General features: G+C 61.6%; 16 protein-coding genes and 2 pseudogenes. 12 read left to right on the forward strand and 6 right to left on the reverse strand.

Going from position 1 to position 25234, the window contains the following annotated elements; translation table 11 throughout:
• The first annotated feature begins 105 nt into the window (after positions 1-105).
• Both ACI512_RS05610 and ACI512_RS05615 read left to right on the forward strand, forming a co-directional pair.
• Positions 106-2130 (forward strand): type VI secretion system tip protein VgrG, encoded by a 2025-nt coding sequence (locus tag ACI512_RS05610; protein WP_236380129.1) that lies wholly within the window; start codon positions 106-108, stop codon positions 2128-2130.
• Positions 2131-2145: 15 nt separating this feature from the next.
• Positions 2146-2829 carry a DUF4123 domain-containing protein gene (locus ACI512_RS05615; RefSeq protein WP_236380130.1) on the forward strand — a complete coding sequence of 228 codons (684 nt, stop codon included), beginning with the start codon at positions 2146-2148 and terminating at the stop codon, positions 2827-2829.
• On the opposite strand, the pseudogene ACI512_RS05620 reads toward ACI512_RS05615, so the two are convergent.
• Positions 2815-3378: pseudogene (locus ACI512_RS05620) on the reverse strand (PLP-dependent transferase); the annotation flags it as partial. The gene ACI512_RS05615 and the pseudogene ACI512_RS05620 sit on opposite strands and share 15 nt — an antisense overlap.
• A 105-nt stretch (positions 3379-3483) precedes the next feature.
• Here ACI512_RS05620 and ACI512_RS05625 point away from each other — a divergent pair.
• Positions 3484-4785 carry an IS4 family transposase gene (locus ACI512_RS05625; protein ID WP_082893840.1) on the forward strand — a complete coding sequence of 434 codons (1302 nt, stop codon included), beginning with the start codon at positions 3484-3486 and terminating at the stop codon, positions 4783-4785.
• Between the two features lie 8 nt (positions 4786-4793).
• Here the strand turns inward: ACI512_RS05625 and ACI512_RS05630 are convergent.
• A pseudogene (locus ACI512_RS05630) lies at positions 4794-5522 on the reverse strand (aminotransferase class V-fold PLP-dependent enzyme); the annotation flags it as partial.
• Positions 5523-5695: 173 nt separating this feature from the next.
• Here ACI512_RS05630 and ACI512_RS05635 point away from each other — a divergent pair.
• Positions 5696-6532 carry a 23S rRNA (adenine(2030)-N(6))-methyltransferase RlmJ gene (locus tag ACI512_RS05635; protein ID WP_010213693.1) on the forward strand — a complete coding sequence of 279 codons (837 nt, stop codon included), beginning with the start codon at positions 5696-5698 and terminating at the stop codon, positions 6530-6532.
• Positions 6533-6692: 160 nt separating this feature from the next.
• On the opposite strand, the gene msrA is transcribed toward ACI512_RS05635, so the two are convergent.
• The 4 genes from msrA to aceE all read right to left on the reverse strand — a co-directional run bounded on the left by msrA (position 6693) and on the right by aceE (position 14721).
• Positions 6693-7340, reverse strand: a complete 648-nt coding sequence (gene msrA / locus ACI512_RS05640) for a peptide-methionine (S)-S-oxide reductase MsrA (protein WP_236379768.1) — start codon at positions 7338-7340, stop codon at positions 6693-6695.
• A 73-nt stretch (positions 7341-7413) separates the two neighbouring features.
• Positions 7414-10098, reverse strand: coding sequence for a bifunctional diguanylate cyclase/phosphodiesterase (locus ACI512_RS05645; RefSeq protein ID WP_236379770.1), 2685 nt, complete (start codon positions 10096-10098; stop codon positions 7414-7416).
• A gap of 316 nt (positions 10099-10414) precedes the next feature.
• On the reverse strand, positions 10415-12064 hold the full coding sequence (gene aceF, locus ACI512_RS05650; protein ID WP_065945559.1) for a dihydrolipoyllysine-residue acetyltransferase: 1650 nt from the start codon (positions 12062-12064) through the stop codon (positions 10415-10417).
• Positions 12065-12075: 11 nt separating this feature from the next.
• The gene (gene aceE, locus ACI512_RS05655) at positions 12076-14721 is read right to left on the reverse strand and encodes a pyruvate dehydrogenase (acetyl-transferring), homodimeric type (RefSeq protein WP_064054015.1); all 2646 of its coding nucleotides are present in this window, start codon (positions 14719-14721) and stop codon (positions 12076-12078) included.
• Between the two features lie 383 nt (positions 14722-15104).
• Between aceE and glnE the strand changes: the two genes are divergently transcribed.
• From glnE to ACI512_RS05695, 8 genes are read left to right on the forward strand one after another with little or no spacing between them, the layout of a single operon-like run.
• The gene (glnE, locus tag ACI512_RS05660; RefSeq protein ID WP_236379773.1) at positions 15105-18044 is read left to right on the forward strand and encodes a bifunctional [glutamate--ammonia ligase]-adenylyl-L-tyrosine phosphorylase/[glutamate--ammonia-ligase] adenylyltransferase; all 2940 of its coding nucleotides are present in this window, start codon (positions 15105-15107) and stop codon (positions 18042-18044) included.
• A gap of 54 nt (positions 18045-18098) precedes the next feature.
• The gene (waaF, locus tag ACI512_RS05665) at positions 18099-19133 is read left to right on the forward strand and encodes a lipopolysaccharide heptosyltransferase II (RefSeq protein WP_012721862.1); all 1035 of its coding nucleotides are present in this window, start codon (positions 18099-18101) and stop codon (positions 19131-19133) included.
• A gap of 1 nt (position 19134) precedes the next feature.
• On the forward strand, positions 19135-20196 hold the full coding sequence (gene waaC / locus ACI512_RS05670; RefSeq protein WP_046033896.1) for a lipopolysaccharide heptosyltransferase I: 1062 nt from the start codon (positions 19135-19137) through the stop codon (positions 20194-20196).
• Positions 20196-21320: a glycosyltransferase family 4 protein gene (locus ACI512_RS05675; RefSeq protein ID WP_236379775.1), complete on the forward strand. Its 1125-nt coding sequence runs from the start codon at positions 20196-20198 to the stop codon at positions 21318-21320. The genes waaC and ACI512_RS05675 overlap by 1 nt, the downstream gene beginning before the upstream one ends.
• Positions 21317-22123 (forward strand): lipopolysaccharide core heptose(I) kinase RfaP, encoded by an 807-nt coding sequence (gene rfaP / locus ACI512_RS05680; RefSeq protein WP_231808767.1) that lies wholly within the window; start codon positions 21317-21319, stop codon positions 22121-22123. Before ACI512_RS05675 ends, rfaP begins: the two co-directional genes overlap by 4 nt.
• On the forward strand, positions 22123-22857 hold the full coding sequence (locus ACI512_RS05685; protein WP_012721866.1) for a lipopolysaccharide kinase InaA family protein: 735 nt from the start codon (positions 22123-22125) through the stop codon (positions 22855-22857). Before rfaP ends, ACI512_RS05685 begins: the two co-directional genes overlap by 1 nt.
• Complete coding sequence (locus tag ACI512_RS05690; RefSeq protein ID WP_046033897.1) at positions 22854-23606, forward strand: lipopolysaccharide kinase InaA family protein; 753 nt, start codon at positions 22854-22856, stop codon at positions 23604-23606. Before ACI512_RS05685 ends, ACI512_RS05690 begins: the two co-directional genes overlap by 4 nt.
• Positions 23606-25048 carry a lipopolysaccharide kinase InaA family protein gene (locus ACI512_RS05695; RefSeq protein ID WP_405121687.1) on the forward strand — a complete coding sequence of 481 codons (1443 nt, stop codon included), beginning with the start codon at positions 23606-23608 and terminating at the stop codon, positions 25046-25048. The genes ACI512_RS05690 and ACI512_RS05695 overlap by 1 nt, the downstream gene beginning before the upstream one ends.
• Positions 25049-25234: the final 186 nt, after the last annotated feature.

Below are 25234 nucleotides of genomic sequence, written 5' to 3' on the forward strand. Positions count from 1 at the left end.
TTCCGACGCGTTTGTGTAGGGTTTTACTGATTTGTCCGGAGCGGGCCCAGGAGGGGGGAACAGTGATGCAAAATCAGCCCCCCACCCCTCGCAGAGAAACACCGGATGTTCGCTCCTGCCAATCAAAGTGCCTTTACCCTGTCCCTCGACGGTGAGCCCAGTGAACTCAAGGTGTTGGAGTTTACGGGCCGTGAATCCATCAGCCAGCCTTACCATTTTGATCTCGAGTTGGTCAGCGAACAGCCCGATCTCGACCTGGAAGGCTTGCTGCATCGCCAGGTGTATCTCGGGTTCGATGATCAGGGCCATGGTGTTCATGGGCTGGTCTACCGGGTGGCGCAGGGCGATTCCGGACGGCGCCTGACGCGTTATCAGCTGACGCTTGTGCCGCAGCTGGCCTATCTGGCGCACAGCAGCCACCAGCGCATTTTCCAGCACAAGACGGTGCCGCAGATTGTTGCGCAGGTACTGGAGGGGCAGGGCATCCAGAGTGACCGCTTCGAATTCCGGCTCAGCGGTGCCTACCCCGAGCGCGAGTATTGTGTGCAGTTTGGCGAGACTGACCTGGCGTTCATTCAGCGGCTGTGCGCGGAGTTGGGCATTCACTATCACTTCCAGCATTCGGCCGAGGGGCATTTGCTGGTGTTTGGGGATGACCAGACGGTCTTTGCCCAGCCCGAACACCCCACGCCTTACACTCCCGGTTCCGGGATGGTGGCGGATACCCCGGCAATCAAGCGGTTTGCGGTGCAGGTGCAGACCCGCACCACGGCCGTGAACCTGCGCGATTACGACTTTCGCAAGCCGAACCTGGGCCTGGAAAGCGCGGTCGCTGGCGAGCAGCTTCCGATGCTTGAAACGCAGGATTACCCCGGTCATTTCAGCGACCGCGCCCATGGCAAATACCTTGCGCAGCGAGGCCTGGAGCGTCATCGCAGTGATTACCGCATCGCCCATGGCAACGGTGATGAGCCGGCATTGGCCGGCGGCAGATTCCTCAGGCTGGCGGGCCACCCTCGGGGAGAGTGGAATGGCCTGTGGTTGGCGACACACGTAACTCACGAGGGTAAACAACCGCAAGTCCTGGAAGAGGCTGTGACCGAGGTCGCCGGTGGGGACTTTCGCCAGGGTTATCGAAACAATTTTGTCGCCGCGCCGTGGGACGTGATTTTCCGCCCGTCTCTGGACGAGCATGCGCGCCCAGTGATCTCGGGTTATCAACATGCCGTGGTGACCGGCCCCGCCGACAGTGAAATTCATTGCGATGAGTACGGCCGGGTCAAGGTGCAACTGGCCTGGGACCGTGCCGGTGAGCATAACGACCATTCCAGTTGCTGGCTGAGGGTTGCCAGTGGGTGGGCGCATGATCGCTATGGTTCGGTGCTGATCCCGCGAGTCGGCATGGAAGTGCTGGTGGGTTTCGTCAATGGCGACATGGACATGCCGTTGGTGATGGGCTGTTTGCCCAACGCGGCGACCCAGGTGCCCCTCGACCTGCCGGCGGACAAGACCCGCAGTATCTTGCGCAGCCAGAGCAGCCCGGGCGGCGGTGGCTACAACGAGCTACGTATCGAGGACCGCAAGGGCGCCGAGGAAATCTACCTGCGCGCCCAGCGGGATTGGACGCAGCATGTACTGCATGATCAACAGGTGCAGGTCGATAACGGGCGTCGTATCACCGTGGGTGGCGAGTCGCACCATGAGTTGCGCGGTGAAGAGCAGCGCATTACCCACGGCAATCGCCTGACGCAGCTCAAGCAGGATGATCACGTGGTGGTCGCCGGTTCGCAGCAGGTGCGCGCCGAGCGGACTATTCAGATAGGGGCAGGGCAAAGCGTCGTCATTGATGCGGGCGCGACTGTCACGATCCAGGCGGGTGGGCAGTCGATCACGCTGTCGGCCGGTGGGATTTTCAGCAGTGTGCCGATCCAGCTTGGCAGCTCGCCCGCTCCGGCGGCCGCACCGTTGATGCCTGGCGTGAAAGAGACGTTACTGGCCGTGATTCCGGCGCCGCTGAGCCGTGTGCAAGTGGCCAGTTTCAAGCGCAGCGCACCGTTTTGCGAAGAGTGTGAGCGCTGCAAGAACGGCCAGTGCGATCTCCCCCGACACAGCAATGCACCCCAACCTTAAAAGGACGGTATGCCGATGCTTCAACCCTTGCGTGCGGGTGAACAGATCTTCGCGGTCATGGGCGCTGCCAGTGACGCCAAGCCCCAGGAGGCTTGGCGAGCGCTTGCCGCCGGAACCTCGCCACAATCCGTGTGGGCCGGCACGGCCTATGCGACATGGACGGAGGTCATGCCCTATGTGGCTGTTGTCGAGCCGGACAGCCCATTCCTTGAGTGGGCCGCTTCAACTGATGCTACGGATTGGGGCTGGCTGGCCGTATCGTCCAGCCCGCTGGAAAGCGTGATTGCACACCTGCAAAGCCTGACCAAGGTGTTCCTGCCGGATGGCCAGGAAGTGTTTTTGCGCTTTTGGGATGGGGCGCAGTTTCTGCCGATCATTCAGCAGCGAGGTGATGAGATATTGCCGGTTTTCCAGCGCTACCTGATCAATGGCCAGTCGCTGGCGGGCGCGACGGGCCCGGTCACTGCTGTCAAGGCCAGCCCATGGTGGCGAGTGCCTTCAGCGTTATTGGAGCACCTGGCCGAGCAATCGCCACACACCCTTATCCACAACCTGTTGCAATGGCTCGAAGAGCAACGACCCGACCTCTACACCGCCTTTGCGCCGACGACCTTGCAGCACAAGGTCGCCTACTTCGCGCGCAGTGCGGATACCCGCTATCAGGCGCTGGCCGACTACCTGGCCTCAGAGCTGAGTTGAGCCGAGCGCTTGCTGCAGGTCTTCGAGCAGGTCTTCAATCGCCTCAATGCCGACCGACAGGCGAATCATCTCCGGCTTTACGCCGGCCTTGGCTTGTTCCTGCTCGTTCATCTGCCGGTGGGTGGTGGAGGCGGGGTGGCAGGCCAGGGATTTGGCATCGCCGATGTTCACCAGACGCTTGAAGATTTGCAGTGCGTCATAGAAGCGTACACCGGCGTCGTAGCCACCCTTCAGACCAAAGGACAGGATCGCTGACGGTTTGCCCTGCAGGTATTTCTGCGCCAGTGCGTGGTGCGGATGATCCGGCAGGCCGGCGTAGCTGACCCACTCCACATCGGCATGCCCTTGCAGGAACTGCGCGACTTTCAAGGCGTTTTCGGTATGGCGCTCCATGCGCAGGGGCAGGGTTTCCAGGCCTTGCAACAGCAGGAAGGCATTCATCGGTGCCAGCGCCGCGCCGGTATTGCGCAGCGGCACGGTGCGAGCGCGGGCGATGAAAGCGGCAGGGCCGAATTTTTCGGTGTAGACCACGCCGTGGTAAGCGGCATCCCTTTCAAGGTCTTTAGTAAAATCCCCTGAAATTTCATTCAGGGGTACCGAAAGATGTGGGCCGATGTTCTAGCGCGTTTCGAGAAAAAAGCACCTGCGAGCGTCATGGCCAAGTTGGCGCTCGAACAGGCTATTGCCCCTGAGTGGGTCGATCAGGTTTTCGAGGAGCATCGGCAACGGCAGTATTCTCGTGAGCTACTGTTCTCGACCATCATCAAGCTGATGTCCCTTGTTTCATTGGGCTTGAAGCCATCCCTGCACGCCGCCGCGCGGCAACTGGAAGATCTTCCTGTCAGCTTGGCGGCCCTTTACGACAAGATCAGTCGTACCGAGCCTGCTCTGTTGCGTGCCCTGGTTACCGGCTGTGCACAGCGCCTGACTCCAACCATCAGAGAGCTGGGCTGCACGGCGATGCTGCCGGGTTGGCAAGTTCGGGTAGTGGACGGTAATCACTTGGCATCCACTGAGAAACGCTTGGGGGCTTTACGTCAGGAGCGCGGCGCTGCTCGTCCCGGTTTTTCGGTGGTGGCCTACGACCCCGACCTGGATCAGGTCATCGACCTTCAGGCGTGTGAGGATGCCTATGCAAGCGAGCGCGTTTGTGTGCTGCCTCTATTGGCCAATGCCGAGCCAGGCCAAGTGTGGCTGGCTGATCGACTCTATTGCACGCTCCCGGTTATGGAGGCTTGTGAGCAGGTCCAAACCTCCTTTGTCATTCGTCAGCAAGCCAAGCATCCACGCTTGATTCAAGAGGGTGAGTGGCAAGAGCCAGTGCCTGTGGAAACAGGCACTGTGCGTGAGCAGATAATTCAGGTCAGAGGCGGTTACCAATGCCGGCGTGTCGAACTGACCCTTCATTCCCCAACGGACTCGGGTGACAGCAGCTTGATGTTCTGGAGCAATCTTCCCCAGAGCGTCAGTGCACAGCAGATCGCCGAACTCTATCGCCGCCGCTGGAGCATTGAAGGTATGTTCCAGCGACTGGAAGCAATCCTGGAAAGTGAAATCGAAACCCTTGGCAGCCCAAAGGCCGCCTTACTCGGGTTCGCTACTGCGGTATTGGCCTACAACGTCCTGGCCGTCCTCAAACGAAGCGTCGAGCAAGCTCATCGGGGTACCCAGCCTGAAGGATGGGAGGCCTCGATCTATCACTTGGCGATTCAGGTTAGAAGTGGTTATGAGGGAATGCAGATTGCGCTGCCCTCGGAACATCTTCCCGTCATTGCTCTGGAAAAACTGGCCCGGCGCTTACTGGAGCTGGCTAGAAACATCCAACCAAAACAAGTGGCGAAAAGCCCCCGCGGCCCCAAGGTGCCTAAGCCCAAAACATGGGTCCAAGGCACTGCGGTACATGCACATGTTTCAACCGACCGGGTAATCAAGGCTGCCAAAACGAAAAGACCTTGAAAGGGATGGTGGTAAGCGGGCTCTGGGGTGTTGAGGCCGGGGAATTTGTCCGGGTAATCGGTCCAGGGGAAGGTGCCGCTGTCGACGATCACGCCGCCCAGGGAGTTGCCATGGCCGCCGATGTATTTGGTGACCGAGTGCACCACGATATCGGCACCGAACTGGATCGGCTTGCACAGGATCGGCGTGGCCACGGTGTTATCCACCACCAGCGGCACGCCGCGGGCGTGGGCGACGTTGGCCAGGGCTTCGATGTCGATGATATTGCCCGCGGGGTTGCCGATGCTTTCGCAGTACACCAACTTGGTATTGTCGTCGATCAGCTCTGCGATGGCGCCGGCAGAGTCATCACGGGCGAAACGCACATCGACGCCGAAGCTCGGCAGCAAGTGCGCGAACAAGGTGTAGGTGCCGCCGTAGAGCTGCGGGGTGGTGACGATATTGTCGCCCGCTCGGGTGAGGGTCTGGATCGCGTAGTGGATGGCCGCGCTGCCCGCCGATACCGCCAGGCCAGCGATACCGCCCTCGAGCGCGGCGATGCGCTGTTCCAGCACGTCATTGGTGGGGTTCATGATCCGCGTGTAGATGTTGCCAGGCACGTCCAGGTTGAACAGGTCGGCGCCGTGCTGGGCGTTGTCGAATTCGAACGCGACGTTCTGGTAGATCGGCACGGCGACGGCCTTGGTGGTCGGGTCCGACTTGAAGCCGTGGTGCAGCGCGATGGTGGCGTCTTTCATGGGGTTACTGACCTCCCTGGATGGTGGATCGCCACAATAAATCCGCCCCGGCGCCGGCATTTAGATTTTTTTCAGTCGCAAGCCTGCCTTTTCGACATAAGCACCGCCCGGCACGCCGCCCTGCACTTGAGCCTGCGTAAAAGGTAAACTTCGCCCCCTGCGCAGGAGCAACCATGAATTATCGTCACGCCTTTCACGCCGGCAACCATGCCGATGTCTTCAAACACCTGACCTTGACCCGTCTCATCGCCCTGATGTCGCGCAAGGAGCAGCCGTTCGCCTACCTCGACACCCACGCCGGCATTGGCCTGTACGACCTGCAGGGCGACCAGGCCAACCGCACCGGTGAGTACCTGGAAGGCATCGCCCGCCTGTGGGGCGAAAGCGACCTGCCGCCGCTGACCGCCGACTACATGCGCGTGCTGCATGAGATGAACCCGGATGGCGAGTTGCGCTACTACCCCGGTTCGCCGGAGCTGGCGCGACGCCTGACGCGGCCCCAGGACCGAGTGCTGCTCAATGAAAAGCACCCGGAAGACGGCGTGCTGCTCAAGGACAACATGAAGGGTGATCGCCGCGTCAAAGTGCACCTGGGCGAAGGCTGGCATGTGCCGCGTGCCTTGCTGCCGGTGCCGGAAAAGCGCGCGTTGATGCTGATCGATCCGCCGTTCGAGAAGCTCGACGAAATGCAACGCTGCGCCGCATCCCTCAAGGAAGCCGTGGGCCGCATGCGCCAGACCGTCGCGGCCATCTGGTACCCGGTCAAGGACCAGCGCATGCTGCGCCGTTTCTACCAGGACCTGGCCGGCACCGGTGCACCAAAGTTGTTGCGTGTGGAATTGCTGGTGCACCCGCTGGACACCCCCAACACCCTGACCGGCTCGGGCCTGGCGATCGCCAACCCGCCGTGGGGTCTGGAAGAGGAACTGCGTGAGCTGCTGCCGTGGTTGTCCAAGAAGCTTGGCCAGACCCAGGGTGGGTGGCAAATGGATTGGCTGATCGCTGAATAACTGTAGTGAGCGGGCTTGCCCCGCGCTGGGCTGCGTAGCAGCCCCAATAAATCCACTGAGATGTTTCAGGTAAACCGCAGTGTGAGGTGTTGGGGCTGCTTCGCAGCCCAGCGCGTGGCAAGCCCGCTCACTACATGACCCTGTTCGTCTGGGTATAGCGTCAGATTGGGCAGGTCACGCCCGTGCCGCCGATCCCGCAATAGCCCTGCGGATTCTTCGCCAGGTACTGCTGGTGATAGGTCTCGGCGAAGTACACCGTCGGCGCCTCTTCGATCTCTGTGGTAATCACACCCAGGCCGGCCTTGGTCAATTCAACTTGATAAGCCTCGGCGCTGGCCTGCGCCGCCGCCAGTTGCTCCGGGGTGGTCGCATAGATCACCGAACGGTACTGGCTGCCGATGTCGTTGCCCTGGCGCATGCCCTGGGTCGGGTTGTGCAGTTCCCAGAACATTTTCAGCAGGTCTTCGTATGTCACCTTGGCCTGGTCATACACCACCAGCACCACTTCGCTGTGGCCGGTCAGGCCCGAGCAGACTTCTTCATAGGTCGGGTTCGGCGTATAGCCGCCGGCGTAACCGACCACGGTGCTGACCACGCCGTCGCGTTGCCAGAACTTGCGCTCGGCGCCCCAGAAACAACCCAGGCCGAAGATTGCAAAGCCGACGTCATCAAGGAACGGACCCAGCAGCGGGTTGCCGTTGACGAAGTGCGTCTCTGGCAGCGCCATTGGGGTTTCACGACCAGGCAGAGCTTGTTCTTGAGTAGGCAGCACGTTTTTGTTCACCAGAATTTCCGAGCGCAAGACCATGATCAGTCCTCTCGTCAGGTTGAGTTAGCAGTAAAGATTCAGACCGCCAGTGTGCCCGAGTGTTACGACGCTGTCAGGCGATTGGCCCGCGCGGGTAACGTTTGAGCATCGCCAGCAGCTCTGCGCCGGGGATTGGTCGGTCGAACAGGTAACCCTGGCCCACGTCGCAACGATGCCGGCGCAGGAACGCCAGCTGCTCGGCGGTCTCAATGCCTTCGGCCACGACCTTGAGCTTGAGGTTGTGGGCCATGGCGATCACGGCGGAGGTGATTTCCATGTCGTCCTGGTTATCCGGGATTTCGTGGATGAAGCTGCGATCGATCTTGATGATATCGATGGGGAATTTTTTCAAGTAGCTCAGCGACGAGTAACCGGTGCCGAAGTCGTCCATGGCCAGGGTCAGACCGAAGCTTTTCAGCTGGTCGAGTTGCAGGCGCGTGTCTTCTGTGGCCTCCAGCAGCAAGCCTTCGGTCAGTTCCAGCTCCAGCAGGTTGGCCGGCAGCCGTTCTTCCTTGAGGATCGTGGCAATCGAGGCCACCAGGTCCGGGTCGGAGAACTGCTTGGGTGACAGGTTGATCGCCACCTGCAAGTTGCCCATGCCTGCGGCGGTCAACTGCCGGCTCATGCGGCAAGCCTGGCGCGCAATCCATTTGCCGATGGGGATGATCAGTCCAGTCTCTTCCGCCACGCTGATGAATTGGTCGGGGCGGATCATGCCCTTTTCCGGATGGTTCCAGCGTAACAGTGCTTCCATGCCCAGCAGGCGGCCGCTGCGCAGGCACAGCTTGGGCTGGTAGAACACGTCCAATTCGTTCTGGGTGAGGGCGCGGCGCAGGTTGTTCTCGACGAACAGCTTGTAGCTGGCCTCGGCGTTCAGCGCTTCGGTAAACACTTGTACCTGGTGTTTGCCGTTGGCCTTGGCCTTGTGCAGGGCCAGGCCGGCGTTGCGCATCAGGGTCTGCGGGTCGCGGCCATGCAGCGGCGCACAGGCCAGGCCCACGGAGCCGGTGACGCTGATCAATTGGTTGTCGACGAACATCGGTTTGTCGAGGGTCGCCAGCAGCTGGCTGGCCACCAGTTGGCCGGTCTCCAGGTCGGTATCGTCGAGCAACACCGCAAACTCGTTACTGGCAAAGCGCGCCAGGCTGCCGCCGGTACTCAGGCTGTTGCGCAAACGGCGGGCGAGGCTGATCAACAGTTTATCGCCGGTCTGGTGGCCGAGGCTGTCGTTGATGCGCTTGAAGTTGTCGATGTCCACCAGCAACAGGCTGATCGGGCTGTCGCTGTCACGTGCAAAGCGTTCATCGAGGTTGCGGATGAACGCCGGGCGGTTGCCCAGGTTGGTCAGGTTGTCGGTGTAGGCCAGGCGCTCGATGCGCTGCTGGGCCAGCTTGGTTTGGGTGATGTCTTCGTAGATGCCGATGTAATGCGTCAGCTCTCGGTTGTCGCCATACACCTTGGAAATCGACAACTGGCCCCAGTAGGGTTCGAGGTTCTTGCGCCGGCTCTTGAATTCACCCTGCCAGCTGTTGCTCTTGGCGAGGCTCGACGGTGCGTCGAAAAGCAATTCGCTGAGGTTCTCCAGTGCCGGCAACTGGGCCAGGCGGTGGCCGTGGACCTCTTCGGCGCTGTACTGGGTGATCGCGGTGAAGCTCGGGTTGACGTACTCCACCACGCCGTCGCAGTTGACCAGCAGAAAGGCGTTGGCACTTTGCTCCACGGCGCGCTGGAACAGGTGCAGGGCGCTGGTGGCGGTGCGGCGGTTGTGGTTGTTGATGACTTGCGCGAACTGGTCTGCCAGTTCGCCGGCAAAGGCAATTTCATCGGCCTGCCAGGCGCGCGTGCAGCCGCTTTGTTCCAGGCACAGCACGCCGACGACCTGGCCATCGACGCGGATGCTCGCGTCGAGCATGGCGTGAATGTCTTTCTTCTCGGCCATTTCCCGGGTACGCGGATCGCGTAAGGCGTTGGTGGCGTCAATGGCGCGGCTGGTGTGCAGGGCTTCGAGGTAATCCGGGAAGCAGCTTGCGTCAATGGATTCGGGCATGTGGTGCTGCTGATCGTCGCGGTGGTAGGCCGAGATGGGCACCAGGCGTTGGCCTTCGAGGTTCCAGATGCTGGCGCAGTCGATCCGGTAGATGTCACAGGCGCTGCGGGTGATCAGCTCCGCCGCTTCTTGCAACGAGTTATGGGTGGTGTAGCGCTGTCGGGCCAGCAGCAGGATCAACGCCTGTTGGGCGCGCACTCGCTCCAGATGCTGCAACTGTTCCTGTTGGGCGCGCTGGTTGAGCTCCAGGGCGATCTGCAGGCGACTGTTCTGGTTTTCCAGGTCTGCCGTGGGAACGGCAGTGGGGATCTCACTGAACAGGCCATCGACCACCATCAGGTAGCCGCGCAGCAGGTGGCGATTGTGTTGTTTGTAGGCTTCGCCCATTTCCAGCAGGCTCAGGGGGCCGTCGCTGGTGTGCAGGGTGTAGCGCACCAGATAGTGAGGGCTCAGGGCCAGTTGCTGCTGGATGGTGTCGTGCAATTCGTAGCGCGCCTGGGGCTCCATCAGGCTGGCATATGGCGTACCGATCAGGGCGCAAAGCTCGACGGCCGACAGGCCGAATTGGCGTTCGCAATTGGGGTCGAGGTAAAGAAGGGCCCAGCTTGCCTCATTAAGCCGCTCGAAACGCAGCATACCGAGGCGCGAAGGCACCGGTAACTGCGTCACTACCTCGGCCGCCATTCGGGCGACATCGGGCTGGCTTTTCATGGGGGAGACTCACTTGAAATAACGCACTTGGCGCCGGGCTCACGCCCTCTTTTCGGTTGCCTGCGGCAAGGTTGCATCATGCGGCGCGGGCTGACAAGAGAGGATGAAGGCTAAGTGCTATAAGGGGGTTATCGGCCGCGTGAGGGGTTTCTTCAATCGGAGCGATGGAAGGTGTACAAACCTGTTTGTATTGTCCAAATTCAGGCGCGGAACGCAGGCAAAAAAAGCCCCGCCAAGTGGCGGGGTTGAGGTACGAGCGTGGCGCTCGAAAATCGTTGCCGCCAGGCCTCCTCGGTGCAGAGGAGGCCGCTGCGGCTTACAGCAGGATAGTGCGGATGTCGTTCAGCAGTTGGCTCAGGCGCTGCGTGAAGCGTGCAGCTGCGGCGCCGTTGATCACGCGGTGATCGTAGGACAACGACAGTGGCAGCATCAGCTTCGGTTGGAACGCTTTACCGTCCCACACTGGCTGGATAGTGGCCTTGGACACACCCAGGATCGCCACTTCCGGCGCGTTGACGATTGGCGTGAAGCCAGTGCCGCCAATGTGACCGAGGCTGGAGATGGTGAAGCACGCGCCTTGCATGTCGTCTGCGGTGAGCTTCTTGTCGCGGGCCTTGGCAGCCAGCGCAGCAGCCTCAGCGGCAAGCTGCAGCAGGCTCTTCTGGTCGACGTTCTTGATGACCGGTACCAGCAGGCCTTCTGGGGTATCGACCGCAAAGCCGATGTGTACGTATTTCTTGCGAATGATCGCCTTGCCGCTTGGCGCCAGCGAACTGTTGAAGTCCGGCAGTTCCTTGAGCAGGTGCGCACACGCCTTGAGCAGCAGTGGCAGCACGGTCAGTTTCACGCCGGCCTTCTCGGCCACGGCTTTCTGCGCAACGCGGAAAGCTTCCAGGTCGGTGATGTCGGCCTGGTCGAACTGAGTCACGTGCGGGATGTTCAGCCAGCTCGCGTGCAGGCTCGACGCGCCGATTTGCATCAGGCGGGTCATCGGCACTTCTTCGGTTTCGCCGAAGCGGCTGAAGTCCACGGTGCGGATTGGCGGAATGCCCGAACCACCGGTAGCGCCACCGGCAGCCGGCGCTTCCTTGGCTTTTTGCATCATGGATTTGACGTAGACCTGCACGTCTTCCTTCAGCACGCGGCCGTGAGGGCCGGTTGCCGACACAGCATTCAGCTCAACGCCGAATTCACGGGCCAATTGACGCACGGCAGGACCGGCGTGAACCTTGGCACCACTTGGCGCAGGCGCGGCAGCAGCAGGGGCCGGAGCGGCCTCAGCTTTTGCAGCAGGCGCAGGGGCGGCAGCAGCCGGAGCAGCTTCAGCCTTGGCAGCCGGAGCGGCGGCCGGCGCTGGAGCGGCTGCAGGCGCAGCGCCTTGTACTTTCAGCTTGAGGATGAAGTCACCGGTGCCGACTTCGTCTTCCAGCTTGACCGCAATGCTTTCCACCACGCCGGCGGCCGGCGAAGGGATTTCCATGGAGGCCTTGTCGGACTCCAGGGTGATCAGCGACTGGTCGGCTTCGACGGTGTCGCCGACCTTGACCAGCAGCTCGATGATCTTGGCCTTGCCCGACGAGCCGATGTCCGGGACGTGGATGTCCTGAACGCTGGCGGCGGCAGGTTCTGCAGCCGCAGGGGCTGCAGGGGCCTCGGCAGCCGCAGGTTTTTCAGCAGCCGGCGCGGGTGCGGCAGCGGCAGCAGGCGCCGCCGCAGGCGCTGCATCAGCAGCCCCTTCGATTTCCAGTTCCAGCAGTTCGTCGCCTTCTTTCAGGCGGTCGCCCAGCTTCACTTTCAGGCTCTTGACCACGCCGGCCTTGGGAGCAGGGATTTCCATGCTCGCCTTGTCCGACTCCAGGGTCAGGATGCTCTGGTCGGCTTCGACGGTGTCGCCGACCTTCACAAACAGCTCGATTACTTCACCTTCACCGCTGCCGATGTCAGGTACGCGAATGAGTTCGCTCACAAAAAGTCTCCTCAGCAGTCCAGTGGGTTGCGTTTTTCCGGGTTGATCCCGAACTTGACGATAGCGTCAGCCACCACCTTAGGTTCGATCTCACCACGGTCAGCCAAGGCTTCCAGGGCTGCCAACACCACGAAGTGACGGTCAACTTCGAAGAAGTGACGCAGCTTCTTGCGGCTGTCACTGCGGCCGAAACCGTCGGTGCCCAGGACTTTGAATTCCTTGGACGGGACCCACTGGCGAATTTGTTCAGCAAACAGCTTCATGTAGTCGGTGGACGCGATGACCGGACCTTTACGGCCGTTCAGGCATTCTTCGACATAGCTCAGTTGTGGCTTCTGGCCTGGGTGCAGGCGGTTGTTGCGCTCTACGGCCAGGCCGTCGCGACGCAATTCGTTGAAGCTGGTAACGCTCCACACGTCAGCGCCGACGTTGAACTCGTCACGCAGGATCTTCGCCGCTTCACGCACTTCACGCAGGATGGTGCCGGAGCCCATCAGCTGTACGTGGTGCGCCGCTTCCTTGGTGTCTTCTTCGAGCAGGTACATGCCCTTGATGATGCCTTCCTCGACACCGGCCGGCATGGCTGGCTGCTGGTAGGACTCGTTCATCACGGTGATGTAGTAGAAAACGTCCTGCTGCTCTTCGGTCATCTTCTTCATGCCGTCCTGGATGATCACCGCCAGCTCGTAGCCGTAGGTTGGATCAAAGGTGCGGCAGTTCGGGATGGTGGCAGCCAGGATGTGGCTGTGACCGTCTTCGTGTTGCAGGCCTTCGCCGTTCAGCGTGGTACGGCCGGCGGTGCCGCCGATCAGGAAGCCACGGGTACGGCTGTCGCCTGCTGCCCACGCCAGGTCGCCGATACGCTGGAAGCCGAACATCGAGTAGAAGATGTAGAACGGCAGCATCGGTTGGTTGTGGCTGGAGTACGAAGTACCGGCAGCGATGAAGGAGCTCATGGCGCCCGCTTCGTTGATGCCTTCTTCGAGGATCTGGCCCTTCTTGTCTTCCTTGTAGAACATCACTTGGTCTTTATCGACTGGCTCGTAGAGCTGGCCGACGGAGGAGTAGATGCCCAACTGACGGAACATGCCTTCCATACCGAAGGTACGGGCTTCGTCCGGGATGATCGGCACGATGCGCGGACCGATTTCCTTGTCCTTGACCAGCTGCGCGAGGATCCGCACGAAGGCCATGGTGGTGGAGATTTCACGGTCGCCCGAGCCGTCCAGGATAGCCTTGAGGGTATCCAGCGGAGGTGTCGGGATGTTGAAGCTCTTGGCGCGGCGCTGTGGCACGAAACCGCCCAGTGCGGTGCGACGCTCGCTCAGGTAGCGGGCTTCGGCGCTGTTCGGCTCCGGCTTGAAGAACGGCAGGTTTTCCAGCTCTTCGTCCTTGACCGGGATGTCGAAGCGGTCGCGGAACAACTTCAGGCTGTCGACGTCGACTTTCTTGGTGTTGTGCGCAGTGTTCTTCGCTTCGCCGGCACCGGTGCCATAACCCTTGATGGTCTTGGCCAGGATGACGGTGGGTTGTTCTTTGTGGTTGACCGCTTCGTGGTACGCTGCGTAGACCTTGTACGGGTCGTGGCCGCCACGGTTGAGCTTCCAGATCTCGTCGTCGGACAGGTCGGCAACCATCGCCTTGAGTTCAGGCGTGTTGAAGAAGTGTTCACGCACGAACGCGCCGTCTTTGGCCTTGTAGTTCTGGTACTCGCCGTCGATGACTTCGTCCATGCGACGTTGCAGGATACCGTCGACGTCCTTGGCCAGCAGTGGGTCCCAGAAACGGCCCCAGATGACTTTGGTCACGTTCCACTGAGCACCGCGGAACACGCCTTCGAGTTCCTGGATGATCTTGCCGTTGCCGCGAACCGGGCCGTCGAGGCGCTGCAGGTTGCAGTTGATGACGAAGATCAGGTTGTCGAGCTTCTCGCGGCCGGCCAGGGAGATAGCGCCCAGGGATTCCGGCTCGTCGCACTCACCGTCGCCCAGGAAGCACCAGACTTTCTGCTTGCCTTCAGGGATGAAGCCACGGGCTTCCAGGTACTTCATGAAACGTGCCTGGTAGATCGCTTGAATTGGACCCAGACCCATGGAAACGGTCGGGAACTGCCAGAAATCAGGCATCAGCCAAGGGTGCGGGTACGACGACAGGCCGTTACCGTCCACTTCCTGGCGGAAGTTGTTCATGTGTTCTTCGGTGATGCGGCCTTCCATGAACGCACGGGCGTAGACGCCTGGGGAGGTGTGGCCCTGGAAGTAGATCAGGTCGCCGCCGTGTTCGTCGGTCGGGGCCTGGAAGAAGTAGTTGAAGCCGATGTCATACAGGGTTGCGCTGGAAGCGAAGCTGGAGATGTGACCGCCCAGGTCCGAATCTTTCAAGTTCGTGCGCATTACCATCGCCATGGCGTTCCAACGTACCAGCGAGCGAATGCGGCGTTCCATGAACAGGTCGCCAGGCATGCGTGCTTCGTGGGTAACGGGGATGGTGTTGCGGTATGGCGTAGTGATGGCGTAAGGCAGTTGCGAGCCGCTGCGGGTCGCGAGTTCGCCCATACGGGTCATCAGGTAGTGAGCACGGTCTTCGCCTTCTTTGTCGAGAACCGATTCCAGGGCGTCCAGCCATTCCTGGGTTTCGACGGGATCGAGGTCTTGCATGGCTTGCTCCAGGGCGGAAAGGCTACCAGAATCGGTTGCCTGAAGTTTGCGACTGGCCTTGTGGGCAGACGACATAAATTCTTGGATGGCCGAAGGTTGCTTCGGCGTCCTGTAGTTTTACTACAAATCGTCGGCCATTTCAGCCTTTCGAATGTATATACGAGTAGTAAAACTACACAAGACTGAGCGTATGGCTCGGTCTGGCTGGTGAGCATAATCGTTATTGTTGATCTTTTGCGAACAAGAAAAGGTAGAAGTTTAATGTTCCCTGCCAACAACTATGAATTTTCAGCTATTTATAACCTTTGTTCGACAGTCCTTCATGTAGCGCCGGTATCACGTCCACAGCAACAAGCCATTTACGCGCCGATCAAGGATAGACCATGAGCCTGCCAATACTGGCCGAACTGCCGGCCATTCTCTTGCCAAAAGCCCAGCGGGCCGAGCAGTCATTTCGTGACGCCGTGGCCGCGCTGGACGACGATCATGGACTTTCTGCGTGGACGCCGCAACGGTGGGCCGACTTCACCCGCGTGTGCGCCGCCAGTGATTTCGTGATTGAACAGAGTGTTCGTGACCCTTTGATGTTGCTCGAGCTGGTGGCCTGGGGCGAGTTGGACCGTGGTTTCGCGCCCGGCGAGCTGTGTGGGCAGATTGCTGGCGCCGTGCAACAAGCGGAAACAGAAGACCAACTGGGCCGTGTCCTGCGTCGCCAGCGCACGCGCCAGCAGGTGCGCATCATCTGGCGCGACCTGACCCGCCAGGCCGACCTGGTGCAAACCTGCCGTGACCTCTCCGACATGGCCGATGCAAGCATCGACCAGGCTTACCAGTGGCTGTACCTGCGCCATTGCGTACAGTTCGGCACGCCCACCGGGCGGCGCAGCGGCGAGCCGCAGCACATGGTGATCCTCGGCATGGGCAAGCTCGGTGCGGTGGAGCTGAACCTCTCGTCGGATATCGACCTAATCTTCGCCTACCCTGAGGGCGGCGAAACCGTCGGCGTCAAACGCGCCCTGGACAACCAAGAGTTTTTTATCCGCCTTGGTCAAAAATTGATCAAGGCCCTTGACCCGATGACCGTCGACGGCTTCGTATTCCGCGTCGATATGCGCCTGCGTCCTTATGGTTCGGCGGGCGCGCTGGTGCTCAGCTTCAACGCGCTGGAACAGTATTACCAGGACCAGGGGCGTGACTGGGAACGCTACGCCATGATCAAGGCGCGCGTGGTTGCCGGCGACCAGGTGGCCGGTGCGCAACTGCTCGACATGCTGCGGCCCTTCGTTTACCGCCGTTACTTGGACTTTTCCGCCATCGAAGCGCTGCGCACCATGAAGCAGTTGATCCAGCAGGAAGTGCGGCGCAAAGGCATGGCCGACAATATCAAGCTGGGCTCGGGCGGCATCCGCGAAGTGGAATTTATCGCCCAGGCATTCCAGCTGATCCATGGCGGCCGCGACCTCAGCCTGCAACAGCGGCCGCTGCTCAAGGTGCTCGGCACGCTGGAGGGCCAGGGTTACTTGCCACCGGCGGTGATTGCCGAGTTGCGCAATGGCTATGAATTCCTGCGTTACACCGAACATGCCATCCAGGCGATCGCCGACCGCCAGACGCAAATGCTCCCGGACGACCCGGAAGATCAGGCGCGCATTGCCTTTATGCTGGGGTTCGCCGACTGGGCCGCGTTCCATGAGCGCCTGATGTACTGGCGCGGGCGGGTGGACTGGCACTTCCGCCAAGTCATTGCCGATCCAGACGAAGAAGAGGGTGAAGAGAGCGAACTGGTCGTGGGCGGTGAGTGGTTGCCGCTGTGGGAAGAATCCCAAGACGACGAAGCTGCGTGCCGCCAATTGGCCGAAGGCGGTTTCAGCGACGCGACCAAGGCCCTCAAAGCGCTGACTGGCCTGCGCAATAGCCCGCAATTGCGTGCCATGCAGCGCCTGGGCCGCGAACGCCTGGATGCTTTTATCCCGCGCCTGCTCGCCCAGGCCGTCGAACATGCCAACCCGGACCTGGTGTTGGAGCGCGTGTTGCCGCTGGTGGAAGCTGTCGCCCGGCGCTCCGCTTATCTGGTACTGCTCACGGAAAACCCCGACGCCCTGCGTCGCCTGTTGACCCTGTGCGCCGCCAGCCCGTGGATCGCCGAGCAGATCACGCGCTTCCCGCTGCTGCTCGACGAATTGCTCAACGAAGGCCGCCTGTTCAAGCCACCGTTGGCGCCGGAGTTGGCCGCCGAGCTGCGCGAGCGCCTCACGCGTATCCCCGAAGATGACCTTGAGCAACAGATGGAAGCCCTGCGTCACTTCAAGTTGGCCCACCGCCTGCGCGTGGCCGCGTCGGAAATCGCCGGCAGCCTGCCACTGATGAAAGTCAGCGACTATCTCACCTGGCTCGCCGAGGCGATCCTCGAGCAAGTGCTGGCCCTGGCCTGGCGCCAGACCGTTGCGCGCCACGGCTCACCGCAGCGTTTGGACGGCACCCTGTGCGATCCTGGGTTCATCATTGTCGGTTATGGGAAAGTCGGCGGGATCGAACTGGGGCATGGTTCGGACCTGGACCTGGTGTTTATCCATGACGGCGACCCGCAGGCTGAAACCGATGGCGCCAAGCCGATCGACGGTGCGCAGTTTTTCACGCGCCTGGGCCAGCGCATCATTCACCTGCTGACCACCCAGACCAACTCGGGCCAGCTGTATGAAGTGGACATGCGCCTGCGACCTTCCGGCGCGTCCGGGCTGTTGGTCAGTTCATTGGGCGCATTTGATCGTTATCAACAAAATGAAGCCTGGACCTGGGAACATCAGGCCCTGATCCGCGCGCGGGTGCTGGTCGGCAGCCAGGACGTGGGCCAGGCGTTCGAGCAGGTGCGGGCTAAAGTATTGGGGCGCGAAAGGGACTTGGCGAAGCTGCGCCAGGAGGTCAGCGAGATGCGCGCGAAAATGCGTGACAACCTGGGCACCAAGGCCACGACGGCCGGCACCGGCGCCAACGCCTTTGAAGCCACGGCGGCGTTCGACCTCAAGCAGGACGCCGGAGGTATCGTCGATATTGAATTTATGGTGCAATACGCGGCTTTGGCGTGGTCTGCGCAACATCCATCGTTGCTGCGCTACACCGACAATATCCGCATTCTGGAAGGCTTGGAGCAGGTGGGTTTGATGCCCGCCGCCGATGCCCATTTGCTGCGTGAGGTGTATAAGGCCTACCGTTCCGCTGCACACCGCCAGGCCTTGCAGAACGAGGCCGGTACGGTGGCCGGGGATCAGTTCGCCGACGAACGGCGCCAGGTGATGCGAATCTGGCAGGCGCTGGGGTTGAGCTGAAACACTATTAGGGCGGGGAGGCATAAGCCTCCCCGCATCGTTTGTGGAAACTACATGAATATTCTGATCGTTGGGCCCAGTTGGGTCGGTGACATGGTGATGGCGCAGACACTGTTCCAGTGCCTGCGTATGCGCTACCCGGACTGCCAGATCGACGTGCTCGCCCCCGAGTGGAGCCGGCCGATCCTCGAGCGCATGCCCGAGGTGCGCAAGGCCTTGAGCTTTCCGCTCGGCCACGGTGCCCTGGAACTGGCGACCCGCCGTCGCATCGGTAAATCCCTGGCGGGGCAATACGACCAGGCAATCCTGCTGCCCAACTCGCTCAAATCGGCGCTGGTGCCGTATTTCGCCGGCATCCCCAAGCGCACCGGCTGGCGTGGCGAATTTCGCTACGTGCTGCTCAATGATGTGCGCACGCTGGACAAAGCCCGCTACCCGCTGATGATCGAACGCTTCATGGCCTTGGCGTACGAGCCGGGTGCCGAGTTGCCCAAGCCGTACCCGCGCCCCAGCCTTCAAATTGACCCGGTGAGCCGCGACGCGGCCCTGGCCAAGTTCGGCCTGGCACTTGATCGTCCGGTCCTGGCGCTGTGCCCTGGCGCCGAGTTTGGCGAGTCCAAGCGCTGGCCGTCGGAGCACTACGCCAAGGTCGCCGAGGCCAAGATCCGCGAAGGCTGGCAGGTGTGGCTGTTTGGTTCGAAGAAGGACCACCCGGTGGGTGAAGACATTCGCCAGCGTCTGATCCCCGGTCTGCGCGAAGAAGCGGTGAACCTCAGCGGCGACACGTCCCTGGCCGAGGCCATCGACTTGTTGTCCTGCGCCGATTCGGTGGTGTCCAACGACTCCGGGCTGATGCACGTGGCTGCCGCGCTGAATCGCCCGCTGGTGGCGGTGTACGGTTCCACCTCGCCGGGGTTCACCCCGCCATTGGCCGACCAGGTCGAAGTGGTACGCCTGGGCCTGGATTGCAGCCCGTGTTTTGATCGCACCTGCCGTTTCGGCCACTACAACTGCATGCGCCAGTTGCTGCCGCAGCCGGTGAACGAGGCCTTGCAGCGGTTGCAGGGCTCTGCGGTCGAGGTCCGATAGTTTGCGCGTACTGGTAATCAAGACCTCATCCCTGGGCGACGTGATCCATGCCTTGCCGGCACTGACCGATGCCGCGCGGGCGATCCCCGGCATTCAATTCGACTGGGTGGTGGAAGAAGGCTTCGCCGAGATTCCCACCTGGCATCCGGCGGTCGACAAGGTGATCCCGGTGGCGATCCGCCGCTGGCGCAAAAACCTCTGGCAGACCCTTAAAAGTGGCGAATGGCGGCGTTTCAAGCAACGCATCCAGTCGACCAAATACGACTTGGTGATCGACGCCCAGGGCCTGCTCAAAAGCGCCTGGCTGACCCGCTATGTGCGGGCACCGGTGGCGGGTTTCGACAAGCACTCGGCCCGCGAGCCCATCGCCGCGCGCTTCTATTCCCGGCGCCTGGCCGTGGCCCGTGGGCAACACGCGGTGGAGCGCCTGCGCCAGTTGTTTGCCGTCGCCCTCGGCTACGACTTGCCCAAAGGCCTGGGCGACTATGGCCTGAGCGTCGACAAACTGCTCGGCCTGCCGCCGAAAAAACCGTTCGTGCTGCTGCTGCACGGCACCACCTGGGACACCAAGCATTGGCCCGAAGCCTATTGGCGTGAGCTGGCCGAACGCATGGGGCGACTGGGCGTGGACGTGAAGTTGCCGTGGGGCAACGCTGATGAAAAGGCCCGCGCCGAGCGCCTGGCCCAGGGCCTGCAAAACGCTGAAGTACTGCCCAAATTGAACCTGGCCGGTGTCGCCCGTGTATTGGCCGGCGCTCGTGCTTGTGTGGCGGTGGACACCGGTCTCGGTCACCTCGCTGCCGCGCTGGATGTGCCGACCATTTCCCTGTTCGGCCCGACCAACCCCGGGCTCACCGGCGCCTACGGCAAGGGCCAGATTCATCTGGCGAGTGACTTCCCCTGCGCACCGTGCCTGCAAAAACACTGTACCTACCAACCGACGGCCGACGACCTGCGTCGGTTCGACCTCAAGCGCGAGTCGCCCCTGTGCTTCACGCGCCTGAACCCTGAGCGTGTGGCCAGCCGACTGAGCACGTTGTTATTGGCTGAGGAGCTGCACTGATGCAACTGGCTTTTGTTCTGTACAAATACTTCCCCTTCGGTGGCCTGCAGCGTGACTTCATGCGCATCGCCCTGGAGTGCCAGCAGCGCGGCCATCAGATTCGTGTGTACACGCTGATCTGGGAAGGCGAAATCCCGCCCGGCTTCGAAGTGCTGGTGGCGCCGGTCAAGGCGTTCTTCAACCATCGGCGCAATGAAAAGCTCAGCGCCTGGATGGAAGCCGACCTGGCCAAGCGCCCGGTTGATCGTTTGATTGGCTTCAACAAAATGCCCGGCCTGGATGTGTACTACGCCGCCGACGGCTGCTTTGAAGACAAGGCGCAAAACCTGCGCCACTCGCTCTACCGCTATTTTGGTCGCTACAAGCACTTCGCCGAGTACGAGCGGGCGGTGTTCGCCAAGGACGCCAAGACGGAGGTCTTGATGATTTCCGAAGTGCAGCAGCCGCTGTTCATCAAGCATTACGACACGCCGCTGGAACGCTTCCACCTGCTGCCGCCGGGCATTGCCCAGGACCGCCGTGCGCCGCCGAATGCCGCCGAGATTCGCGAGGGTTTCCGTCAGGAATTCAGCCTCGGCGACGACGACCTGCTGTTGGTGCAAATCGGCTCGGGCTTCAAGACCAAAGGCGTCGACCGCAGCCTCAAGGCCGTGGCCGCGCTGCCGTCTGAGCTGAAAAAACGCACGCGCCTGTTTGTAATCGGCCAGGACGACCCCAAAGTATTCCAACTGCAAAGCGCGACGCTGGGGCTGGGGGACAACGTGCAGTTCCTCAAGGGCCGCAGCGATATCCCGCGTTTCCTGCTGGGCGCCGACCTGTTGATCCACCCGGCGTACAACGAAAACACCGGTACCGTATTGCTCGAAGCCCTGGTGGCCGGGTTGCCGGTGCTGGTCTCGGCCGTGTGTGGGTATGCCCATTACATTGCCGAAGCCGACAGCGGCCTGGTGCTGGATGAGCCGTTCGAGCAGAGCCAGCTCAACCAGTACCTGACGCACATGCTCACCGACACTGCACAGCGCGCGGCCTGGAGCCGCAATGGGTTGGCCTTTGCCGAGACGGCCGACCTCTACAGCATGCCGCAGCACGCTGCGGATGTGATTCTGGCGGAGCCAAAACGATGAAATTGATGCTTGCCGAACCGTTCAAGACGTTGTGGGCCGGGCTTGATGCCTTTGCCGAAGTCGAGAAACTGCAAGGCCAGGTCTTCCGTGAGTTGGCGGCGCGTCGAACGTTGCGCACCGAGGTCGCTGGCCGCCCGTATTTTGTGAAAATCCACCGCGGCATTGGTTGGGCGGAAATCTTCAAGAACCTGATCACCGCCAAGTTGCCGGTACTGGGTGCCGGCCTGGAGTGGGACGCCATCCACCGCTTGCAGGCGCTTGGCGTACCGACCATGACCGGCGTGGCCTTCGGCGAAAAAGGCAGCAACCCGGCAGACCAGCACTCGTTCATCATCACCGAAGAGCTGGCGCCGACCATCAGCCTCGAAGACGTGACCCTTAACTGGGTCGCCGAACCGCCAACACCTGCGTTGCGCCACGCCCTCACGGCCGAGTTGGCGCGCATGGTCGGCGACATGCACCGGGGTGGCGTCAATCACCGCGATTGCTACCTGTGCCACTTCTTGCTGGACACCTCCAGCCCCATCGACGCGAACAACATCAAGCTGTCGGTGATCGACCTGCACCGCGCCCAACTGCGTGCCCATCTGCCGTTGCGCTGGCGCGACAAGGACCTGTCCGCGCTGTACTACTCGGCGCTGGAGATCGGCCTGACCCGTCGCGACAAACTGCGCTTCCTCAAGGGTTACTTCCGCCAGCCATTGCGCCAGATCCTGGCCGAGCAATCGGCATCGTTGAGCCTGATGCAGCGCAAGGCCGACAAGCTGTATGCGCGCAAGCAACGTTATGGGGACGCGATCTGATGGCGGGTTGGAACCTGGAACCTGCTTACGCCACCCTGGCGGATGATTTTGGAAGCCTCGAAGCGGTATTCGCCCTGCAAGGCGAGCGGCTGACCCGCGACCCGTTGTCTGAAGTGATCCGCGTGGAGCGCGGCGGGATCAATTACTACGTCAAGCGCTACACCGGCGCCGGCAAGGGCCTGCGGCGTTACCTGGGCAAGCCGCGGGTCAAGTCCGAATGGCAGAACCTCAAGCGTTTCGCCAAGTGGGGCATTCCCACCGCTGACGTCGTGGCCTGGGGGCTGGAGCGTAAAGGCCTGGCCTACGAACGCGGCGCGATGATCACTCGCGAGTTGCCGAAAACCGAAGACCTTTCGGTATTGGCCGAGCGTAACGATGCACGCCTGCGCGACCCCAAGTGGGTCGACGCGGTGAGCCGCCAGCTCGCCGAATACACGCGCACCATGCACGATCACCGCTTTACCCATAACGACTTGAAGTGGCGCAACCTGCTGATCGACGACCAGTCCACGCTGTACCTGATCGATTGCCCCAACGGCGATTTCTGGCGCGGGTTCTGGCTCAAGTACCGTATCACTAAAGACCTGGCCTGCCTGGACAAGGTGGCCAAGTATCACCTGTCCGCCACCCAGCGCCTGCGCTTCTACCTGCAGTACCGTCAGAGCCGGCACCTGAGTGCGTCGGACAAACGGCGTATTCGCCACGTGGTGAAGTTTTTCGAGGGACGCGAATGAGTGATTTCCTGGCGGCTGAAGACCGTGCGCTGCTGGAGCGCAACGGCCTGGCGACGTTCGACGCCTTGTGGGCCAAGCAGTTGGAGGCGGTGGACGAGCCCAATACCAGCCGTGGCGGCTGGAGCAGTGTGTTTCGCCTGGAGCTCGACGGCCACGGCTACTACCTCAAGCGCCAGAGCAACTACCTGACGCGCAGCCTGCACCGTCCGTTTGGCGAGCCGAGTTTTTCCCGCGAATTTCGCAATATCAGCCGTTACCGCACCCTTGGCATTCCAGCGTTGCAGGCGGCGTTCTACGGGGAGCGCAAGGTCGCTGGCGAGCACCGCGCGATGCTGCTGACCCGCGCGTTGGACGGTTGGAATGACCTGGATTCCTTGCTGGAGCAGTGGTCGCAACTGAGCGACGCCCAGCACCGTGCAATCCTGCTGGCCTGCGGCCAACTGGCACGCCGGCTGCACAGCGTCGGCCAGGTGCACGGCTGTTTTTACCCCAAGCATATTTTCCTGCAGGCGACCGGTGACGGTTATGCCGCGCAATTGATCGACCTGGAGAAAACCCGCCCGTTGTTGTTTGGCTGGCGTGACCGGGTCAAGGACCTCGAGCCGCTGTTGCGCCGGGCGCCGCAGTGGTCGGACGCGCAGGTGCGTCAGCTGTTGGCAGCTTACCTCGATCAGCCTGAGGACAGTGCACTGGTCGGCAGTTGGCTGCAGCGCCTGACGGCCCGACGTAGCCACAAGGAGAACCGTTGATGCGCCTGTCCGAGCTGAAAAGCGCCGGCCGCACCCCGAGCCTGCCCCTTACCCTGGACCTGGCGGATGCCGCAGGCCCTGGCCAACTGCAACTGCTCAGCCTGCTGCGCGTGTTGCCGGGCGAGCGGTATGTCGGCGCAGCGGTATGGCGCTGGCGTCCGGTACTGGCCAAGTTATTGGTGGGCAGCAAGGCCGCGCGGCACTTCCAGCGTGAACTCAGCGGCGTGCGTTTGCTGGCCGAGCAAGGCCTGACCACGCCATTGTTGTTGGCCGATGGTTTGCAGGAAGGCGAGGGCGGCTGGCTGCTGTTCGAATTCATCGAGGGCGCCGAGAGCTTGGCTAACGCCTGGCAGGCCGTCGAAGCGTTGCCGCCGTTGGCTGACGAACAAACCGCCGTGCTGGCTGAGGCGTTGGGTGCGATAGCGCAGATGCACACCAAAGGGCTGTGGCAGGAAGACCTGCACCTGGACAACCTGCTGCGCCAGAACGGCAAGCTGTATTTGATCGACGGTGCCGGGATTCGCGTCGAAGAGGCCGGCAAGCCGCTGTCGCGCAACCGCGTGCTGGAAAACCTCGGTGTGTTTTTCGCTCAGTTGCCAAAAAATCTCGAGCCGTTTACCGAAGAACTGCTGGTGTACTACCTGCTGAGCAACGGTGAGCACGCCCTGCCTTTGGAAGCCCTGGAGAAACAGGTGCGCAAAGTCAGCGCCTGGCGCCTCAAGGACTTTTTGAACAAGATCGGCCGCGAATGCACGCTGTTCAGCGTGGTGCGTGGCGCCTTTGCTTTGCGCGCGATTCGCCGTGAAGAAGCGCCGGCGATGTTGCCGGTGCTTGAGCAGGCCGATGCGCTGCTGGACCAAGGCCATTTGTATAAAACCGGCGGCGCCGCCAGCGTCGCCAAAGTCGAGGTTGCTGGCCGGCCGCTGGTGATCAAGCGCTACAACATCAAGGGTTTTGCCCATTGGCTCAAACGTTTCTGGCGCCCGAGTCGAGCCTGGCATTCCTGGCGCGAAGGCAACCGCCTGGCGTTCCTCGGTATTGCCACGCCAAAGCCGCTGGCCGTGCTGGAGAAGCGCTTTTTCTGGCTGCGCAGCCGCGCGTACCTGATCACCGAATACCTGCCGGGCCCGGACATCATCGAACGCTTCGCGCCGTATGTTGAAAGCGGTGAAGCGCCGGAAAACGAACTGCAGGCGCTGGATCACCTGTTCGCCGAATTGATCCGCGAGCGCATCAGCCATGGTGACTTCAAGGGCCACAACCTGTTCTGGGACCAGGACCGCTGGTCGATGATCGACCTTGATGCGATGTGCCAACACACCTCCGCCGCCAGCTTCGCCCCGGCGTATGCCAAGGACCGTGCGCGGTTCATGCGTAATTGGCCTGAGAGCAGTGCGTTGTATCAACTGATTGATCAGCGCTTGCCTAAGCAGGTGAGCTGATCCTCCCTGTGGCTTGCCAGCGATCGCAGTCGGGTAGGCTCCGGGCTCATCTGGTGTAAAACAGTCCAAATGTGGGAGGGGGCTTGCTCCCGATGAGGGAGTGTCAGCTGATACATCTGTGGCTGATCCACCGCTATCGGGAGCAAGCCCCCTCCCACCGTTTGATCTGCATGTATCCAGCTGTTG

The sequence above is a fragment of the Pseudomonas petroselini genome (assembly GCF_045037875.1).
Lineage (GTDB): Bacteria > Pseudomonadota > Gammaproteobacteria > Pseudomonadales > Pseudomonadaceae > Aquipseudomonas > Aquipseudomonas petroselini.

Excerpts from the sequence above, each read along its gene's own strand:
- ACI512_RS05610 (WP_236380129.1), top strand. The coding sequence starts at position 106 with ATGTTCGCTCCTGCCAATCAAAGTGCCTTTACCCTGTCCCTCGACGGT.
- ACI512_RS05615 (WP_236380130.1), top strand. The coding sequence starts at position 2,146 with ATGCTTCAACCCTTGCGTGCGGGTGAACAGATCTTCGCGGTCATGGGC.
- ACI512_RS05625 (WP_082893840.1), top strand. The coding sequence starts at position 3,484 with ATGGCCAAGTTGGCGCTCGAACAGGCTATTGCCCCTGAGTGGGTCGAT.
- ACI512_RS05635 (WP_010213693.1), top strand. The coding sequence starts at position 5,696 with ATGAATTATCGTCACGCCTTTCACGCCGGCAACCATGCCGATGTCTTC.
- msrA (WP_236379768.1), bottom strand. The coding sequence starts at position 7,340 with ATGGTCTTGCGCTCGGAAATTCTGGTGAACAAAAACGTGCTGCCTACT.
- ACI512_RS05645 (WP_236379770.1), bottom strand. The coding sequence starts at position 10,098 with ATGAAAAGCCAGCCCGATGTCGCCCGAATGGCGGCCGAGGTAGTGACG.
- aceE (WP_064054015.1), bottom strand. The coding sequence starts at position 14,721 with ATGCAAGACCTCGATCCCGTCGAAACCCAGGAATGGCTGGACGCCCTG.
- glnE (WP_236379773.1), top strand. The coding sequence starts at position 15,105 with ATGAGCCTGCCAATACTGGCCGAACTGCCGGCCATTCTCTTGCCAAAA.
- waaF (WP_012721862.1), top strand. The coding sequence starts at position 18,099 with ATGAATATTCTGATCGTTGGGCCCAGTTGGGTCGGTGACATGGTGATG.
- ACI512_RS05675 (WP_236379775.1), top strand. The coding sequence starts at position 20,196 with ATGCAACTGGCTTTTGTTCTGTACAAATACTTCCCCTTCGGTGGCCTG.
- rfaP (WP_231808767.1), top strand. The coding sequence starts at position 21,317 with ATGAAATTGATGCTTGCCGAACCGTTCAAGACGTTGTGGGCCGGGCTT.
- ACI512_RS05685 (WP_012721866.1), top strand. The coding sequence starts at position 22,123 with ATGGCGGGTTGGAACCTGGAACCTGCTTACGCCACCCTGGCGGATGAT.
- ACI512_RS05690 (WP_046033897.1), top strand. The coding sequence starts at position 22,854 with ATGAGTGATTTCCTGGCGGCTGAAGACCGTGCGCTGCTGGAGCGCAAC.
- ACI512_RS05695 (WP_405121687.1), top strand. The coding sequence starts at position 23,606 with ATGCGCCTGTCCGAGCTGAAAAGCGCCGGCCGCACCCCGAGCCTGCCC.